The 15,868-nt window shown below is 69.1% G+C and carries 18 protein-coding genes; 4 read left to right on the forward strand and 14 right to left on the reverse strand.

Features of this window, described 5'->3' with window-relative positions; all coding sequences use genetic code 11:
* Positions 1-5 precede the first annotated feature (5 nt).
* The 3 genes from I8E28_RS02455 to lplT are packed head-to-tail and all read right to left on the reverse strand — an operon-like array spanning position 6 to position 2,678.
* Positions 6-491 carry a glutathione peroxidase gene (locus I8E28_RS02455; protein WP_200786262.1) on the reverse strand — a complete coding sequence of 162 codons (486 nt, stop codon included), beginning with the start codon at positions 489-491 and terminating at the stop codon, positions 6-8.
* On the reverse strand, positions 488-1,402 hold the full coding sequence (locus tag I8E28_RS02460; RefSeq protein ID WP_200786263.1) for a DMT family transporter: 915 nt from the start codon (positions 1,400-1,402) through the stop codon (positions 488-490). The genes I8E28_RS02455 and I8E28_RS02460 overlap by 4 nt, the downstream gene beginning before the upstream one ends.
* On the reverse strand, positions 1,389-2,678 hold the full coding sequence (gene lplT / locus I8E28_RS02465; protein WP_200786264.1) for a lysophospholipid transporter LplT: 1,290 nt from the start codon (positions 2,676-2,678) through the stop codon (positions 1,389-1,391). Before lplT ends, I8E28_RS02460 begins: the two co-directional genes overlap by 14 nt.
* A 127-nt stretch (positions 2,679-2,805) precedes the next feature.
* On the opposite strand from lplT, the gene alr reads away from it, so the two are divergent.
* Positions 2,806-3,900 (forward strand): alanine racemase, encoded by a 1,095-nt coding sequence (gene alr, locus I8E28_RS02470; protein ID WP_200786265.1) that lies wholly within the window; start codon positions 2,806-2,808, stop codon positions 3,898-3,900.
* 88 nt (positions 3,901-3,988) lie between these two features.
* Here the strand turns inward: alr and I8E28_RS02475 are convergent, their stop codons facing one another.
* From I8E28_RS02475 to hpaR, 11 genes are all read right to left on the reverse strand, one after another.
* Positions 3,989-4,906 carry a DMT family transporter gene (locus tag I8E28_RS02475; protein ID WP_200786266.1) on the reverse strand — a complete coding sequence of 306 codons (918 nt, stop codon included), beginning with the start codon at positions 4,904-4,906 and terminating at the stop codon, positions 3,989-3,991.
* A gap of 1 nt (position 4,907) precedes the next feature.
* Positions 4,908-5,882, reverse strand: coding sequence for a 2-dehydropantoate 2-reductase (locus I8E28_RS02480; RefSeq protein WP_200786267.1), 975 nt, complete (start codon positions 5,880-5,882; stop codon positions 4,908-4,910).
* A complete protein-coding gene (locus I8E28_RS02485; RefSeq protein WP_200786268.1) occupies positions 5,879-6,649 on the reverse strand; it encodes a class II aldolase/adducin family protein in 771 nt (256 codons plus the stop codon). The genes I8E28_RS02480 and I8E28_RS02485 overlap by 4 nt, the downstream gene beginning before the upstream one ends.
* Positions 6,650-6,669: 20 nt before the next feature.
* Positions 6,670-7,476, reverse strand: a complete 807-nt coding sequence (locus tag I8E28_RS02490) for an HpcH/HpaI aldolase family protein (RefSeq protein WP_200786269.1) — start codon at positions 7,474-7,476, stop codon at positions 6,670-6,672.
* 10 nt (positions 7,477-7,486) lie between these two features.
* Positions 7,487-8,284: a 2-oxo-hept-4-ene-1,7-dioate hydratase gene (gene hpaH / locus I8E28_RS02495; protein WP_200790211.1), complete on the reverse strand. Its 798-nt coding sequence runs from the start codon at positions 8,282-8,284 to the stop codon at positions 7,487-7,489.
* An 11-nt stretch (positions 8,285-8,295) separates the two neighbouring features.
* Positions 8,296-8,700: a 5-carboxymethyl-2-hydroxymuconate isomerase gene (locus I8E28_RS02500; protein WP_200786270.1), complete on the reverse strand. Its 405-nt coding sequence runs from the start codon at positions 8,698-8,700 to the stop codon at positions 8,296-8,298.
* Between the two features lie 4 nt (positions 8,701-8,704).
* Entirely contained in the window at positions 8,705-9,631 is a 927-nt protein-coding gene (gene hpaD, locus I8E28_RS02505) for a 3,4-dihydroxyphenylacetate 2,3-dioxygenase (protein WP_200786271.1), read from the reverse strand.
* Between the two features lie 139 nt (positions 9,632-9,770).
* On the reverse strand, positions 9,771-11,228 hold the full coding sequence (gene hpaE, locus I8E28_RS02510) for a 5-carboxymethyl-2-hydroxymuconate semialdehyde dehydrogenase (protein WP_200786272.1): 1,458 nt from the start codon (positions 11,226-11,228) through the stop codon (positions 9,771-9,773).
* A gap of 4 nt (positions 11,229-11,232) precedes the next feature.
* A complete protein-coding gene (locus I8E28_RS02515) occupies positions 11,233-11,979 on the reverse strand; it encodes a fumarylacetoacetate hydrolase family protein (RefSeq protein ID WP_200786273.1) in 747 nt (248 codons plus the stop codon).
* Positions 11,976-12,578, reverse strand: coding sequence for a fumarylacetoacetate hydrolase family protein (locus I8E28_RS02520; protein WP_200786274.1), 603 nt, complete (start codon positions 12,576-12,578; stop codon positions 11,976-11,978). The genes I8E28_RS02515 and I8E28_RS02520 overlap by 4 nt, the downstream gene beginning before the upstream one ends.
* Complete coding sequence (hpaR, locus tag I8E28_RS02525) at positions 12,575-13,057, reverse strand: homoprotocatechuate degradation operon regulator HpaR (protein WP_200786275.1); 483 nt, start codon at positions 13,055-13,057, stop codon at positions 12,575-12,577. Before hpaR ends, I8E28_RS02520 begins: the two co-directional genes overlap by 4 nt.
* 115 nt (positions 13,058-13,172) lie before the next feature.
* On the opposite strand from hpaR, the gene I8E28_RS02530 reads away from it, so the two are divergent.
* The 3 genes from I8E28_RS02530 (at position 13,173) to I8E28_RS02540 (ending at position 15,833) form a co-directional block, all read left to right on the forward strand.
* Positions 13,173-13,895 (forward strand): DUF1223 domain-containing protein, encoded by a 723-nt coding sequence (locus I8E28_RS02530; RefSeq protein ID WP_200786276.1) that lies wholly within the window; start codon positions 13,173-13,175, stop codon positions 13,893-13,895.
* 115 nt (positions 13,896-14,010) lie between these two features.
* Positions 14,011-15,384, forward strand: coding sequence for a DNA repair protein RadA (gene radA, locus I8E28_RS02535; RefSeq protein WP_200786277.1), 1,374 nt, complete (start codon positions 14,011-14,013; stop codon positions 15,382-15,384).
* A 20-nt stretch (positions 15,385-15,404) separates the two neighbouring features.
* Positions 15,405-15,833, forward strand: a complete 429-nt coding sequence (locus I8E28_RS02540; protein ID WP_200786278.1) for a glycerate kinase — start codon at positions 15,405-15,407, stop codon at positions 15,831-15,833.
* Positions 15,834-15,868: the final 35 nt, after the last annotated feature.

The raw sequence follows: 15,868 nt of genomic DNA on the forward strand, positions 1-15,868 counted from the left end.
GTGCGTCAGGCGGCCAGGGCGGCCTCGATGTCCCTGGCCAGCTTCTCCGGCTCTTCCTGCGGCGCGTAGCGCTTGACGACCTGGCCGTCCTTGCCGACCAGGAACTTGGTGAAGTTCCACTTGATCGCCTTGCTGCCCAGCAGCCCGGGCGCTTCGGTGGTCAGCCACTTCCACAGCGGCGCCGCCTTGTCGCCGTTGACGTCCACCTTGGACATCATCGGGAAGTCGACGCCGTAGTTGCGCTCGCAGAACTGCGCGATCTCGTCGTTGCTGCCGGGATCCTGCGAACCGAACTGGTTGCACGGGAAGCCGACGACGACCAGCCCGCGGTCCACGTACTGCTGGTACAGCTTCTGCAGCCCGCCGAACTGCGGCGTGAAGCCGCAGGCGCTGGCGGTGTTGACGACGAGGACGACCTTGCCGGCGTACTGCTTCAGGTCCACCGGCTGGCCGTCGATGCCTTGGACCTGGAAGTCGTGGAGGGTGCTCATGCGGCGGATTGTGGCTGCGCGGAGTCTCCTTGGCGAGGGGAGGCCCAAGCCGCCCATCCGGCGGCGGCCACGATGAGCGCGCCGCCGGCCCAGGTGCGCGACGACAGCTCGGCCGCATCGAGCAGGACCGACGACACGCTGGCGAACAGCACCTCGGACAGCATGACCAGCGCGGTGGTCTGCGCCGGCAGCCGCGACGCGCCGAACTGCAGGCAGGCATTGCCGGCCAGGAACCCGAGCGTCAGCACCAGCGCGAGCGCCGTGCCGGCAATACCGACCAAGGCAGGCGCCGGCACCGCACCCTGCGCCATGCCCAGCAGCGCCGCGCTGCTGGCCGCGAGCGCCCCGCCGGTGAACATCGCGCCGACCCGCGCCACGGACGGCGCGTCCTGCAGGCGCCGCAGCAGGATGTTGGTCAGCGCGAAGCTGAAGCCGCCCAGCAGCGCCAGCAGGTCGGGCAGCGCGCGCGGCACGGGCAGTGGCATGCCGGGCTCGTGCAGGATCACCACCAGTCCAACGAGCGCGAGCGCCAGCCGTACGATCGCCGCCATGGTCGGCCGCTCACCGAGCAGCGGCCAAGCCAGCAGCACGCTCCATGCCGGCATCAGGTAGAAGAGCAGCACCACGCGCACGACGTCGCCGACGGTCACCGCCCAGTTGAAGCCGACGTTGGTGATCCCCGCCGCGAGCATCAGCGCCCACAGTTGCCCGTGCGAGCCGAACGCGCGCCAGGCGTGCGGTTGCACGGCGAGCAGCAGGGCGATGGCGACGACGTAGATGAAGGCGGTGGCCCACAGCGGATGCAGGCCCTGCGCCTGCAGCTGGCGGAACGGCCACCACGACACGCCCCAGACGAAGGCGTTGGCGACCAGCGCCAGCGCGGGAGCTACGCGCCCCTCAATGCGGACCATGCGCCGGGTCTTGGCGCGCGATGCGCAGCAGGTGGTCGACTTCTTCCTTGTGCTTGACCAGGTTGCTGGCGTGCCAGCGCTGGATCAGCCACATCATGGAGGCGACCACGATGCCGAAGGCGGTGATCGCGCCGAAGGCGGACAGGCCCAGGCCCGCCGACAGGCTGTAGAACGCGCCCAGGCCCAGGATGCAGGCCTGCTCGTTGAAGTTCTGCACGGCGATCGAGCGGCCTGCGCCCATCAGGTTGTGGCCACGGTGCTGCAGCAATGCATTCATTGGCACGACGAGGAAGCCGCCCAGCGCGCCCAGCAGGATCAGGAACGGCGCGGCGACCCAGACGTTGGTGATGAAGTTCATCAGGATCACCAGCACGCCCATCGCGATGCCCAGCGGCATCACGCTGGTGGCCATGTCCAGCCGCATGCGCACCGACGCGACGATGGCGCCGACCGCGGTGCCCAGCGCCACGACGCCGCTGAGCGACGAGGCCTGCGTGGTGCTGTAGCCCAGGGCCGCGGCACTCCAGGCCAGGATGATGTAGCGCAGGTTGCCGGACACGCCCCAGAACAGCGTCGTCGTCGCCAGCGAGATCTGGCCCAGCTTGTCGCGCCACAGGCGCGAGTTGCAGGACCAGAAATCGGGCACGAGCTCCAGCGGGTTGCGTGGCATCGCGCGCATCTCGACGCCGGTGATGGGGATGCGCGTGTTGAACCAGGCCGCCAGCGCGTACACGAAGATCACCACCGCAATGGCCGCTTCGGGCGGTGTGTCGATGCCGGTGTCGAAGATCGGGAAGTCCAACGCGAGCAGGCGCGTGGACATCGCGTGGCCCACCAGCTGGCCGCCCAGCAGGATGCCCAGGATGATCGACGCGATGGTCAGGCCCTCGATCCAGCCGTTGGCCTTGACCAGCTGCGACGCGGGCAGCAGCTCGGTGAGGATGCCGTACTTGGCCGGCGAGTAGGCCGCGGCGCCCAGGCCCACGATGGCGTACGCCATCAGCGGGTGGGTGCCGAACAGCATCATCAGGCAGCCCACGACCTTGATCGCGTTGCTGACGAACATGACGTAGCCCTTGGGCCGCGCGTCGGCGTACGCGCCCACGAACGGCGCCAGCACCACGTAGAACAGCGCGAACATGGGCACCAGCGCCGCGCGCTGCCACTCGGCGGCGCCGCCCGACTTCAGCAGTTCCACGGCCGCGACGAACAGCGCGTTGTCCGCCAGCGACGAGAAGAACTGCGCCGCCATGATCGTGTAGAAGCCGCGCTTCATGACCTTGGCGGATGGGCCAGCTCGGGACGGCCGGCGAGGGGACGGACTACGGTCTTCAAACCGCGGAAGGGTATCACGCGTGTAATGCCAAAATCCTCGCGGTTCCCTCCCCAGCGACGCCCCCCCAATGCCGCGCCCGATCCAGGCCACCATCCATCCCGACGCCCTGCGGGCGAACCTCGAACGCATGCGCCGCGCCGCGCCCGACGCCAAGGTGTGGGCCATCGTCAAGGCCAACGCCTATGGCCATGGCATCGAGCGCGTGTACGAGGGCCTGCGGGGCGCCGACGGGTTCGCACTGCTGGACCTGGCCGAGGCCGAGCGCGTGCGCGCGCTGGGCTGGCGCGGGCCGATCCTGCTGCTGGAAGGCGCCTTCGAGGCGCGCGACCTCGAACTCTGTTCGCGGCTGAACCTGTGGCATGCCGTGCACTGCGAGGAGCAGATCGACTGGCTGGCCGCGCACAAGACGCACCAGCCGCACCGCGTATTCCTCAAATTGAACTCCGGGATGAACCGCCTGGGCTTCACGCCGGCCGCCTTCCGCACGGCCTGGGTGCGGCTGGACGCGCTGCCGCAGGTCGACGAGATCTCGCTGATGACGCACTTCAGCGATTCCGATGCGGCGCGCGGCGTGGCGCACCAGATGCGGGTCTTCGCCGAGGCGACGAAGGACCTGCCCGGCGAGCGCACGCTGTCCAACAGCGCCGCCGTCCTGCGCCACGCCCAGGACGCCAACGTCCGCGCCGACTGGGTGCGCCCCGGCATCGCGGTGTACGGCAGCGCGCCCGACTTCCCCGAGCACGCCGCCGCCCACTGGCAGTTGCAGCCGACGATGACGCTGTCGTCGAAGTTGATCGGGGTGCAGCAATTGCAGGCGGGGGACACGGTGGGCTACGGATCCACCTTCACCGCCGACGCGCCGCTGCGCATCGGCGTCGTGGCGTGTGGGTATGCGGACGGCTACCCGCGCCACTGTTCGACCGGCACGCCGATCCTGGTCGAGGGCGTGAAGACGCGGCTGGTGGGGCGCGTGAGCATGGACATGCTGACCGTCGACCTCGCGCCGGTGCCGAATGCGCGCATCGGCAGCGAGGTGACGCTGTGGGGAAACGGGCCGAAGGGGACCGTGCAGCCGATCGATGAAGTGGCGAGGGCGGGCGGGACCGTGGCCTATGAGTTGATGTGTGCACTGGCGGCGCGGGTGCCGGTGCTGGTCGCCTAGTCGTCATTCCCGCGAAGGCGGGAATCCACCGCGTCCATTCAGAAGCTCGATGGAAGCGATGGGTCCCGCCTCCGCGGGGACGACGGGTTCAGGACTTCTTCCGCATCCCCAGCACCATCACCGCCCCCACCACGATCAGCGCCCCCACGACCTGGATCGGCGCGATCGCCTGGCCCAGGATCAGCCAGCCGAGCACCAGCGCGAACACCGGCTCGACGTTCATGATCGCGCTGTTGCCCACAACGCCCAGCTTGGGCAGCACGGTGAACATGATCGTGAAGGCGGTGCCGTAGAGGAACGTGAGCGCCGCAATGCCGCCCCAGCCGGCCGGCGCGGTGGGCAGGTGGAAGCCGCCTTGCAGCGTGACCGTGACCAGCGCGACCAGCGACGCCATGCACATCGTGGTGGCGGTGCGCACGCGGCCGTCGACGTCGCCGGCTTCGTGCTGCGTGAGCACCAAGGCGAGCGCAAAGGTGGCGGCTGCCGCCAGCGCGAAGCCGACGCCGGCGCCGATGCGGCTCCACTGGCCGGCAGCGCCGAGACCTGAGGCCGCGCCGAGAACGTCGAGGGCCAGCGCCAGCCCGAACAGGATCACCGGCATCGCCAGCAGCATCGCCTTCTCGGGCCTGGTGCGGTAGACGATGCCCGACCAGATCGCAGTCCAGATCGGATAGGTGTTGAACGCCAGCAGCGCCAGCGCCACCGGCAGCCGCGCGACGGCGGAATAGAGGCACAGGCTCTGGATGCCGATCAGCAGCCCGATGACCGGCAGCATCTTCTTGTGCCGCGCGGTGAAGGCGACCTTCACCCGCTGCGACGCGAGGATGGCGATGATCACCAGCGCCGTCACGGTGCTGCGGAACACCACGGCCGTCGCGACGTCGACGCCGTTGTTGAAGGCGATGCGCGCCGCGACGTGGTTGGCGCCCATCATCACCGCGATCAGCAGCAGCGTCGCGAACGCGGCGCCGGACAGGGCGCGTTGGCCGGGCAGGACCGCCGTCATCTCAGTACAGGCCGTGCACGCGCGCGTGCAGCCGCGCCAGGCCGAGCAGCGTGTCGGTGAAGGGCGTCGGCACCTTGGTGAGTTGCCCCAGTTCGCGCACGACGGTGACGAGCGCATCCAGCTCCACGGACTTGCCCGCTTCCACGTCCTGCAGCATCGACGTCTTCATGGCGCCGAGCTTGCGCGTGACGGCGTGGCGGTCTTCCGGCGTCTGCTCGATCGGGATGCCGATGCGCGCGCCGATCTCCTTGGCCTCGAGCATCACGCGCGAGACGAACGCGCGCACCAGCTCGTCGTCCAGCATGCGATCCGTCGTCGCGCCGGTGAACGCGCTGATCGGGTTCATCGTCATGTTGCCCCACAGCTTGTACCAGGCGTCCTTCTGGATCTGGTCGGACAGCTGCACCTCGTGGCCGGCCTGCTGCAACGCCTCGACGAGCCGGCGCACGCGCGCCGTCTTCTCGCCCGAGGGCTCGCCGACGATCAGCTTGTTGCCGAAGTGGTGCTTGACGTAGCCGGGCGAGTGCAGCGAGCAGCTCGCATGCACGACGCAGCCGATGATGTGCCGGCCGGGAATCGCGCGCGCGATGCTGCCGCCCGGATCGACCGCCTGCAGCTTCGTGCCGGCCAGCTCGCCACCGAAGCCCTCGAAGAACCACCACGGCACGCCGTTCATGGCGGTCATCACCATGGTCTCCGGGCCGATCAGCGGACCGATGCCCTTGGCCACGTCCGCCATCGCCGGCGCCTTGACCGCGACGATCACCAGGTCCTGCACGCCGAGCTCGCGCGGATCGCTGCTGGAGCGCACGGGCGCCGAATGCGTGGTGCCGCCTTCGTCCAGCCGCAGCCCGTGCAGCTGCAGCGCGTCCAGCGTCGCATTGCGCGCCACCACGCTCACTTCATGGCCCGCGCGCGCGAGATGCGTGCCGACCCAGCCGCCGATCGCGCCGGCGCCGTAGATGCAGACTTTCATTGCTTGTAGTTCGTCCCGCTCTTGGCTTCCATCAGGCGCGTCATGGCATCGAACACGTCCTGCCCGGCGCCGAACTTCTGGTCCCACTGGAACGAGTCCTGCACCGTCTTCTCCGCCACGTGCAGCGGCACGGGAATGGCGGGACCGAGCGCCGCCTGGGCCACCTGCACGTCGCAGGCACGCTGCAGGGTCCACAGCCGCACGAACGCGAGCGGCACCGTGCGGCCCCAGGACAGCAGGCCGTGGTTGCGCAGGATCACCGCGGGCTTGTCGCCGATGTTCTTCAACAGGCGCGGCGTTTCATCGTCGTGGATCGTGATGCCCTCGAAGTCGTGGTACGCCACCAACCCGTGCAGCTGCGCCGAGTAGAAGTTGTTCTGCGCCAGCCCGCCCTGCGTGCACGCGACCGCCAGCCCGTTGGTGGTGTGCGTGTGCATCACGCAGTGCGCGTCGGGAATGTTCTCGTGGATCGCCGAGTGCACGGTGAAGCCGGCGGGGTTCACCGGCCACGGGTTGTCGTCCAGCTTGCGCCCGTGCACGTCGATCTTGAGCAGGTTGCCGGCGGTGACTTCGCTGTAGTGCAGCCCGAACGGGTTGATCAGGAACTGCTTCGCGCCACCGGTGACGCTGTCGGGCAGGCGCACCGTGATGTGGTTGTAGATCATCTCGGTCCAGCCGAGCATGTCGAAGATGCGGTACGCCGCGGCCAGCTGCACGCGCGCCGCCCACTCGTCGGGATGCATCTTGGGTTGCAGGACGGCGTTCATGCGCGTCTCCTTCGCCGGATTCAGTAGTTGCCCTTGGACGTCGCCTGCGCGGTGCCCTTGAAGGCCTTCACCAGCGCGTTGGTGCCCTTGACCAGCAGGTTGGTGTCGGTGCCCACCGCGATGAAGGTCGCGCCCATCTGCACGTGCTGCTTGGCGCGGTCTTCTTCCAGCGTCAGGATGCCCACCGCCTTGCCGGCCTTCTGGATGCGGCGGAACGCGTCCTCGTGGATCTTCAGCATCTCCGGGTGCCACGGATCGCCCACGTGGTCGTACGCCGCCGACAGGTCGGCCGGGCCGATGAACACGCCGTCGACGCCGTCCACCGCCGCGATGGCGTCCAGGTTCTCGATCGCCGCGCGCGTCTCGGCCTGCACCAGCAGGCAGACCTGGTCGTTGGCTTCCTTGCCGTAGTTCACGTTGCGGCCCCAGCCCGACGCCCGCACACCCGCCATGCCGCGGATGCCCGCCGGCGCGTAACGCATGCAGCGCACCAGTTCGCGCGCCTGCTCGGCGGTCTCGACCATCGGCACCAGCAGCGTCTGGATACCCACGTCCAGCACCTGCTTGATGAAGGCCTGCCCCATCCAGCCATGGCCCATCGGGATGCGCGCGATGGCGTGCGTGCCCGGATAGCCGGCGACGACCTGCGCCTGCTGCAGCAGGTTGAGCGGCGAGTTGGGCGAATGCTCGCCGTCGAGCAGCAGCCAGTCGAAGCCGGCCGCCGCGGCGATCTCGGTCGGGATCGGCGCCAGCATGCTGGACCACAGGCCGTACTGCACGCGCTTCTCGCGCATGGCCTGCTTGAACGGGTTGATGGGGGTCTGCATCGAGGCTCCTTCAGGTGAAGCGGAACTGGAAACGGCCCAGCGGGCCGTAATCGGCATCGAACTCGTCGCCGCGCCTGGCGCCGACGGGCCGCGTGAACGAACCGGCGAGGACGACTTCGCCGGCCCGCAGCGATTCTCCCCAAGGCGCGAGCTTGCGGCTCAGCCAGGCGACGCCGACGGCGGGATGGCCCTGCACTCCGGCGGCGAGACCCGTCTCTTCGACCACGCCGTTCTGGCGCAGCACGGCACCGACCCAAGGCAGGTCGACGTCGCGCGGCTTGGCGCGTTCGCCGCCCAGGATGATCCCGGCGTTGGCCGCGTTGTCGCTGATGGTGTCGAACACCTTGCGCATCGCCTTGGTGTGGCGGTCGAACTGTTCGATGCGCGCATCGATGATCTCGATGGCCGGCTGCACGTAGTCGGTGGCGTCCAGCACTTCATCGACGCTCACTTCGCCTTGCAGCGGGCGCTTGAGGATGAAGGCCAGCTCGACCTCGACGCGCGGCGCGATGAAGCGGTCGGTTGGGATGTCGCCGGGTTCGAAGAACATGTCGTCCAGCAGCGTGCCGTAGTCGGGTTCGTCGATCTGGCTGGATTGCTGCATCGCGCGCGAGGTCAGCCCGATCTTGTGCCCGCGCACCTGCCGGCCTTCCGCGATCTTCATCGCCACCCACGCCCGCGAGACCGCGTAGCCATCCTCGATGGTCATGCCTGGATGCCGCCTGGAGAAATGCTCGACCTGGACGCGCGACTTCTCGCTGGCGTCGAGTTCGCGCGCGAGGCGCTGGACGAGGGCGTCGTCGAACATGGTGGGGTGGTTCATCTGTTGAACAGCGGGTGCAGCGTGCTGTGCTTGCCGTCGTAGACCTGGCCGGGGCTTTCGTCGATCTGCAACGTGATGCCCACCAGCTCGCTGTCGAACCAGGGCGCGACGTGGTCCTTCACCACTTGCAGCAGCGTGTCGCCCGCGCATTGCTGCACGGCCTGGCTGCGGCCGGCGCCCATGCGGATGTTCAGGTACATGAACCCGTAGTCGTCCTTGCCGTCCGCCACCGCGTAGTGCGCGGCCGGGTAGGCCAGCACGCGTGTGCCGCCGGTCGGGAACACCTGCTTGCCGGCCTCGTCGCGGATGGTGAGCATCGCGTCGGCCAGCTTGCGGCACAGCGCGCCGACCTCGGCCTTTGCTTCGAGGTTGGGGGTGTAGAGGATCACGCAATGCGGCATGGGGTCACAGGCGGGTGGCGATGGAGGTGTAACCGTCGGCGGTCGAGGCGACCGCGCGCGGGATCATCTCGCCGCGCACCGGCGTCACCGGGAACACGGCGTTGACCTGGCCGGTGCCCGAAGCGCCGAAGTAAGGCGTGATGACTTCCGCCTTGCCGTCGTACTCGGACCAGCCGAGTGCGCCCAGCAGCATCGCGGTGTCGTGCATGAAGCCTTCGCCGTGGCCCTTGGCCGCGTACTCGGGCAGCATGCCGCAGAACTGGCGCCACTCGCCGGCCTGCCACATGCGCACGACCTCGTGGTCGAGCGCTTCCAGGAACGGGCTCCACACCTTGAACGCGTACTCCGGCGCCAGGCCGTTCTGCGCGAAGCGGTGCGACAGCGAGCCGCTGGCGAAGAAGGCGACGGTGCCGTCGTAGTGGTCCTCGACCGCGCGGCGCATCGCCCAGCCCAGGCGCGCGCTGTCGTTCAGGTAGTGCGCCTGGCACAGCGCCGACACCGAGATCACGCGGAAGTGCTGGTCCTCGTTCATGTAGCGCATCGGCACCAGCGTGCCGTACTCCGGCGCCAGCGTCGTCTGGTCGTGCGCGAGCGTCTCGACCTTCCAGTCGTTGCACACCCGCGCCAGCACCCGCCCCAAGTCCGGGTGGCCCGGGAACTCGTAGGCCATGTTGCTGATGAAGTGGGGCAGCTCGTTGCTGGTGTACAGGCCTTGGAAGTGCGGGCCGCAGTTCACGTGGTAGTTCGCGTTGACCAGCCAGTGCGAGTCGAACACCACGATGGTGTCCACGCCCAGTTCGCGGCACCGCCGCCCGATCTCCCTGTGGCCGTCGATCGCATCCTGCCGCGAACCCTTGCGCGGCCCGTCGAGCTCCGACAGGTACATCGACGGAACGTGCGTGATCTTGGCTGCGAGTGCTAGTGTGCCCATCGTGCGCTCCTGAAGGCGGACCCCCAAACGCAGAAGTCGCAGAAGGAGCGCAGAGGTCGCAGAAGAGATTTCAAGATGGATTCGTTCTGTGACTTCTGCGCTGTTCTGTGACTTCTGCGTTTGGGAGTTCTTGTTTTCATCACACCCCCCAATGCGGAATGTGGTGCGACCCCAGCGACACCGCGACGTTCTTGGGTTCGAGGAACACCTCGTAGCTCCAGGTGCCGCCTTCGCGGCCGGTGCCGGACGCCTTGGTGCCGCCGAAGGGCTGCCGCAGGTCGCGCACGTTCTGGCTGTTGACGAAGCACATGCCCGCTTCGATGGCCGCGGCCACGCGATGGGCGCGGCCGATGTTCTCGGTCCAGACGTAGCTGGACAAGCCGTACTGCGTGTCGTTGGCAATGCGGATCGCATCCGCTTCGTCGGTGAACGGAATCAGGCACGCCACCGGCCCGAAGATCTCGTCCTGCGCGATCTTCATGCGGTTGTCGACGTCGGCGAACACGGTCGGCGCGACGAAGTTGCCCTTCTTCACGCGGCCCTGCACCAGCGGCGCATCGAGGCCGCCGCACAGCAGCGTCGCGCCTTCCTTGGGGCCCAGCTCGATGTAGCTGCGCACCTTGGCCAGGTGGCCCTGCGAGATCATCGGCCCGACGATCGTCTTGTCGTCCAGCGGGTCGCCGACCGGGATCTTCTTCGCGCGCTCGGCGAACTTGCGCGCGAAGTCGGCATACACGCTCTTCTGCACCAGGATGCGGCTGCCGGCGGTGCAGCGCTCGCCGTTGTTGGAGAAGATCATGAACACCGCGGCGTCCAGCGCGCGGTCCATGTCCGCGTCGTCGAAGACCACGAACGGCGACTTGCCGCCCAGTTCCATGCTGAACTTCTTCAGGCCCGCTTCCTTGACGATGCGGTTGCCTGTCGCGGTGGAGCCGGTGAAGGAGATCGCGCGCACGTCGGGGTGGCGCACCAGCGGCTCGCCGGCCTGGCGGCCGTAGCCGTGCACGAGGTTCAGCACGCCGGGCGGGATGCCGGCTTCGAGCGCCAGCTCGCCCAGCCGCGCGGCCGTCAGCGGCGACAGCTCGCTCATCTTCAGCACCGCGGTGTTGCCGAACGCGAGGCAGGGCGCCACCTTCCACGTGGCGGTCATGAACGGCACGTTCCACGGCGAGATCAGCGCGCACACGCCCACCGGATGGAACAGCGTGTAGTTCAGGTGCGTGTCGGTCGGGTAGGTGTGGCCGTCCACGCGCACGCACATCTCGGCGAAGTAGTGGAAGTTGTCGGCCGCGCGCGGGACCAGCTGCTTGCCGGTCTGCGCGATCACCTGGCCGGTGTCGTTGGTCTCGGTGCGTGCGATCTCGGGCACGTGCATCGCGATCAGCTCGCCCAGCTTGCGAATCAGCTTCGCGCGTTGCGGCGCGGGCAGGGCGGCCCATGTCGGGAAGGCTGCCTTGGCGGCGGCGACGGCAGCGGCGACTTCGCGTTCACCGCCGCTGGCGACTTCGGCCAGCACCTCCTGGGTCGCCGGGTTCACCGTTTCGAAGTAGTCGCTGCCGCGGACGGTCTTGCCGCCGATCAGGTGGTCGATGCGCATGCGGTCATCCAATCGTGTTCTGGAGGGCGCCGACGCGCTCGATGCTGGTGACGACGACGTCGCCCACCTGGCAGTCGACCACGCCGTCCGGCGTGCCGGTGAGGATCAGGTCGCCCGGCTGCAGCGTCATGAAGCTGCTGAAGTACTCGACCAGGAACGGCACGTCGAAGATCATGTCCTTCGTGTTGCCCAGCTGCGTGATCTCGCCGTTGACGGTGGTCTGCAGCTGCAGTGCCATCGGGTCGGGCACGTCGTCGCGATCGACCAGGAAGGGGCCGAGCGGCGTCGTCGCATCGCGGTTCTTCACGCGCAGGTTGGGGCGGTACCAGTTCTCGAGGTAGTCGCGGATGGCGTAGTCGTTGGCCACCGTGTAGCCGGCGATGAAGTCGTAGGCGGCGTCGCGGCGGACGCGGCGCGCCGTGCGGCCGATGACGACCGCCAGCTCGCACTCGTAGTGCATGAACTTCACGTCGGCCGGGCGCTTCGTGACCTGCCGGTGGCCGGTGAGCGCGTTCTCGCCCTTGAGGAACACCAGCGGCTCCTCCGGCGCCTTGAAGGCGAGCTCCTTGGCGTGGTCGGCGTAGTTCAGGCCCAGGGCCAGGATCGTGCGCGCCCGCTCGAGCGGCTCCACCGGCGGCAGCCAGGTGGCGGCGTCGAAGGCGAGCACGCGGCCGTCGTCCAGCAGCAAGGCGCGATCGCGTTCCACCGCATGCTGCGGCTTGCCGTCGACCAGGACGCGGGCGTGCCTCATGCGTCCTCCTCCACCAGTTGCTGCGCCAGCGTGCCCAATGCACCGCCGCGCAGCTCGACACGGTCGCCGGCTTGCGCGAGCGGCCGCGCCACGTCGCAGCCGGCCAACAGCACGTCGCCTTCGCGCAGCGTCATGAACTCGGCGACGTCGGCCAGCAGCCGGGCCGGCGGGCGCACCAGCGCGTCGAAGCGCACGGTCTGGCGCAGCTCGCCATTGACCAGCACGTCGATGCTCGCCGTGGCGATGTCGACCGGCGCGACGGGCGTGCCGAGGCCGAGGAAGCCGTCGCGGCACTTGAACTTCACCGGCGGGCGGAAGAAGTTCGCGTGGGGCAGCGTCCAGTCGTTCACCAGCACGTGCTGCACGACGGCGCCGCCGGCCCCGATCACCAGGCCGACGGTGGCGCCGATCTCCACCGGCCGCGGCGTGCGCACCCATGCGCCTTCCGCGCTGAAGGTGTTGGCCGTCTTCACGTAGAGGATCGGCGCGCGTGGCGACCCCTGGTACGGCTTCTCGTGCATGCGCGGCGCGAGCGCGTCGGCCTCGCGCTGGTTGTTCAGCAACACGCCGTAGACGATTCCGCGCGGCTGCCAGTTCATGACGCCACCTTCGCCACGCGCAGCTCGCGCCGGTGCTGCACTTGCGGCTGTTCCAGGTCGATCAATTCGTCGAGCAGTGCGTACAGCTGCGCCAGTTTCTGCTTGCCCATGGCCTGCTCCATGAACTGGTAGTGCGCCTCGACCGTGTTGGACAGCTTCTCCACGAGCTTGCGGCCTTTCGCGGTCGCCTCGACCACGGTGCGGCGCTGGTCCGCGGGGTCGCGCTCGCGCCGCACCAGGCCGTCGCGCTCCATGCGCGCCAGCACGCCGGTGAGGCTGGGGCCGAGGATGTAGGCCTCGCGCGCGACGCGGCCGGTCTCCACCGTGCCGTGCTCGCCCAGCACGCGCAGCACGCGCCACTGCTGGTCGGACAGGCCGTGCTCGCGCAGCCGCGGGCGGTTGTGCGCCATCACGGCCTCGCGCGCCTGCAGCAGCAGGCGCGGCAGGTTGCGGTGGCGGAAGGCGGTGGTCGCGGCCATGTCGATATTTAACATGTTAACCATCGGCCCGGCCCCGCCGTCAACGGGTGTTCTCCCGGGCTGTAAGACTTGCCGCTTCGTCCCGACCCATGGGGACATGGAAGGAGTGCCACGCATGCGCCAACTCATCCTCCCGCTGGCCCTGTCTGCCGCTGTCGCGCCCGCGCTGGCAGCGACTTGCGAGGCCACGTCGCGGCCCCAGCTGGTGCCCGTGATCGAGCTGTACACGTCCGAAGGCTGCAGTTCGTGCCCGCCGGCCGATCGCTGGCTCAGTGGCCTGAAGCGCGCGGCGGCCGAGGGCCGCGTGGTCGCGCAGGCGTTCCACATCGGCTACTGGGACCAGCTGGGGTGGGCCGACCGGTTCGCGCTGGCGGCGGGGACCGAGCGGCAGAAGCAGCTCGCTTCGGTAAACCACCTCGGGACGATCTACACGCCGCAGCTGGTGCGCAACGGCCAGGACTGGCGCGACTACGACGCCGCGCTGCTCACCCGCGGCGAACCGGCGAAGGCGCGCATCCACCTCGCGCAGTCGGTCGTGGGTGAAGTGCAGGCGGAAATCGAGCCCGGGGATGATCGACAGCGCTGGAGCGCGTACTGGACCGTCACCGAGCATGGCCACGCCAGCAAGGTGAAGGCGGGCGAGAACGCCGGCGAGGTCCTGCAGCACGACTTCGTCGTGCGGCAGTACGTGACGACGGCGGCGTTCACCGGCGCGCAGAAGCTGACGCTGCGCACGGTGCCGAAGCAAGGCGATGCGCCACGCGCCGTGAACCTGGTGGTGGTCGACCCGGCGACGCAGAAGCCGTTGCAGGCGGTGAGTTTGCAGTGCGCAGGGTAGCCTCGTCATTCCCGCGCAGGCGGGAATCCATCGCTTCCGCCTCCTCCCGCATGTGAGGACGCGATGGGTCCCCGCCTCCGCGGGGACGACGAAGGGGTGGCCTACACTGCCCGCGATGGCCAAGGAGAAGACCACCTACAGCTGCACCGAGTGCGGCGGCACGACGCCCAAGTGGCAGGGCAAGTGCCCGAGCTGCGGCGCGTGGAACACCCTCATCGAAACGGTGGCCGAGACGCCGGCCGGCCAACGCCACCGCTTCGCCGCCCTCGCGCCGACGCAGGCGGTTACCGCGCTGGGCGACATCGAAGCGGCCGACGTCGCGCGCACGCCGACGGGCATCGGTGAACTCGATCGCGTGCTCGGCGGCGGCATCGTCGACGGCGGCGTGGTGCTGATCGGCGGCGACCCGGGCATCGGCAAGTCCACCCTGTTGCTGCAGGCGCTGGACGGCCTGCAGCGCGCCGAGGTGCCCACGCTGTACGTCACCGGCGAGGAGTCGGGCGCGCAGGTCGCGCTGCGCTCGCGCCGCCTCGGGCTGGACAACTCGCAGGTGCAGGTGCTGGCCGAGATCCAGCTGGAAAAGATCCTGGGCACGCTGCAGCAGCTCAAGCCCGCCGTGGCGGTGATCGATTCGATCCAGACCGTCTATTCCGACCAGCTCACGTCGGCGCCCGGCTCGGTCGCGCAGGTGCGCGAGTGCGCGGCGCACCTGACGCGCGCGGCGAAGGCCAGCGGCACCTGCATCGTGCTGGTCGGCCACGTCACCAAGGAAGGCGCGCTCGCCGGCCCGCGCGTGCTGGAGCACATGGTGGACACGGTGCTCTATTTCGAAGGCGACACGCATTCCAGCTTCCGGCTGGTGCGCGCCATCAAGAACCGCTTCGGCGCGGTCAATGAGATCGGCGTCTTCGCGATGACCGACAAGGGCCTCAAGGGCGTCGCCAACCCGAGCGCGATCTTCCTGTCGCAGCACGTCGAGCCGGTGCCCGGCAGCTGCGTGCTGGTGACGCTGGAAGGCACGCGGCCGATGCTGGTGGAGGTGCAGGCGCTGGTGGACACCGGCGGGCCGAGCCCGCGACGGCTGTCGGTCGGCCTGGACCGCGACCGCCTGGCGATGCTGCTGGCCGTGCTGCACCGGCACGCCGGCGTCGCCTGCCTGGACCAGGACGTGTTCGTCAACGCGGTGGGCGGCGTGCGCATCAGCGAACCCGCGGCCGACCTGGCCGTGATGCTGGCGATCACGTCGTCGCTGCGCGGCAAGCCGCTGCCCAAGGGGTTCATCGCGTTCGGCGAAGTCGGCCTGGCCGGCGAAGTGCGCCCCGCGCCGCGCGGCCAGGAGCGCCTGCGCGAAGCGGCCAAGCTGGGGTTCTCGATGGCCATCGTGCCGCGCGCGAACGCACCCAAGAAAGGCACCCGCGACATCGAAGGCCTGACCATCCACGCCGTCGACCGCATCGAGGAGGCGCTCGAGGTCGTTCGGGCGCTTTAGCGATCCCCGACAATCGCGGCATGAACTTCAGCCGCATCCTCGTCCCCATTGCCGGCGCCGCGCTGGTCGCATTTGCCTGGCGCAGCTACGGCTGGGCCGGTGTCGCGTTGGCGGTGGGCGGCATCGTGATGTGGATGCTGCTGCACTTCACCCGGCTCACGCAGGTGCTCAAGCGCGCGTCCAAGCGGCCGATCGGCTACGTCGACAGCGCCGTGATGCTCAACGCCCGCCTCAAGCCCGGCCTGACGCTGCTGCACGTGATCGGCCTCACCCGCGCGCTGGGCGAGCAGCTCTCGGACAAGGACGCGCAGCCGGAGATCTACCGCTGGACCGACGGCTCGGCGTCGCACGTCACCTGCGAGTTCGCCGCCGGCCGGCTGGCCAAGTGGGATCTGCACCGCCCCACCGAGGCGCCAGCCCAGGCTCCGGCTGAGCCACCCGCCGCCTGATCGGCGGCCGGTAAAATCGCCGGCTCACCCGACTG

The organism is Ramlibacter algicola (assembly GCF_016641735.1).
Taxonomy (GTDB): domain Bacteria; phylum Pseudomonadota; class Gammaproteobacteria; order Burkholderiales; family Burkholderiaceae_C; genus Ramlibacter; species Ramlibacter algicola.

What these genes read in the sequence shown, in the direction of transcription:
- lplT (WP_200786264.1), bottom strand. Translation starts at nt 2,678, where the DNA reads ATGAAGCGCGGCTTCTACACGATCATGGCGGCGCAGTTCTTCTCGTCG.
- I8E28_RS02520 (WP_200786274.1), bottom strand. Translation starts at nt 12,578, where the DNA reads ATGAACTGGCAGCCGCGCGGAATCGTCTACGGCGTGTTGCTGAACAAC.
- hpaH (WP_200790211.1), bottom strand. Translation starts at nt 8,284, where the DNA reads ATGTTCGACGACGCCCTCGTCCAGCGCCTCGCGCGCGAACTCGACGCC.
- alr (WP_200786265.1), top strand. Translation starts at nt 2,806, where the DNA reads ATGCCGCGCCCGATCCAGGCCACCATCCATCCCGACGCCCTGCGGGCG.
- I8E28_RS02490 (WP_200786269.1), bottom strand. Translation starts at nt 7,476, where the DNA reads ATGCAGACCCCCATCAACCCGTTCAAGCAGGCCATGCGCGAGAAGCGC.
- I8E28_RS02530 (WP_200786276.1), top strand. Translation starts at nt 13,173, where the DNA reads ATGCGCCAACTCATCCTCCCGCTGGCCCTGTCTGCCGCTGTCGCGCCC.
- I8E28_RS02475 (WP_200786266.1), bottom strand. Translation starts at nt 4,906, where the DNA reads ATGACGGCGGTCCTGCCCGGCCAACGCGCCCTGTCCGGCGCCGCGTTC.
- hpaR (WP_200786275.1), bottom strand. Translation starts at nt 13,057, where the DNA reads ATGGCCGCGACCACCGCCTTCCGCCACCGCAACCTGCCGCGCCTGCTG.
- I8E28_RS02515 (WP_200786273.1), bottom strand. Translation starts at nt 11,979, where the DNA reads ATGAGGCACGCCCGCGTCCTGGTCGACGGCAAGCCGCAGCATGCGGTG.
- I8E28_RS02460 (WP_200786263.1), bottom strand. Translation starts at nt 1,402, where the DNA reads ATGGTCCGCATTGAGGGGCGCGTAGCTCCCGCGCTGGCGCTGGTCGCC.
- I8E28_RS02455 (WP_200786262.1), bottom strand. Translation starts at nt 491, where the DNA reads ATGAGCACCCTCCACGACTTCCAGGTCCAAGGCATCGACGGCCAGCCG.
- I8E28_RS02540 (WP_200786278.1), top strand. Translation starts at nt 15,405, where the DNA reads ATGAACTTCAGCCGCATCCTCGTCCCCATTGCCGGCGCCGCGCTGGTC.
- radA (WP_200786277.1), top strand. Translation starts at nt 14,011, where the DNA reads ATGGCCAAGGAGAAGACCACCTACAGCTGCACCGAGTGCGGCGGCACG.
- I8E28_RS02485 (WP_200786268.1), bottom strand. Translation starts at nt 6,649, where the DNA reads ATGAACGCCGTCCTGCAACCCAAGATGCATCCCGACGAGTGGGCGGCG.
- hpaD (WP_200786271.1), bottom strand. Translation starts at nt 9,631, where the DNA reads ATGGGCACACTAGCACTCGCAGCCAAGATCACGCACGTTCCGTCGATG.
- I8E28_RS02500 (WP_200786270.1), bottom strand. Translation starts at nt 8,700, where the DNA reads ATGCCGCATTGCGTGATCCTCTACACCCCCAACCTCGAAGCAAAGGCC.
- I8E28_RS02480 (WP_200786267.1), bottom strand. Translation starts at nt 5,882, where the DNA reads ATGAAAGTCTGCATCTACGGCGCCGGCGCGATCGGCGGCTGGGTCGGC.
- hpaE (WP_200786272.1), bottom strand. Translation starts at nt 11,228, where the DNA reads ATGCGCATCGACCACCTGATCGGCGGCAAGACCGTCCGCGGCAGCGAC.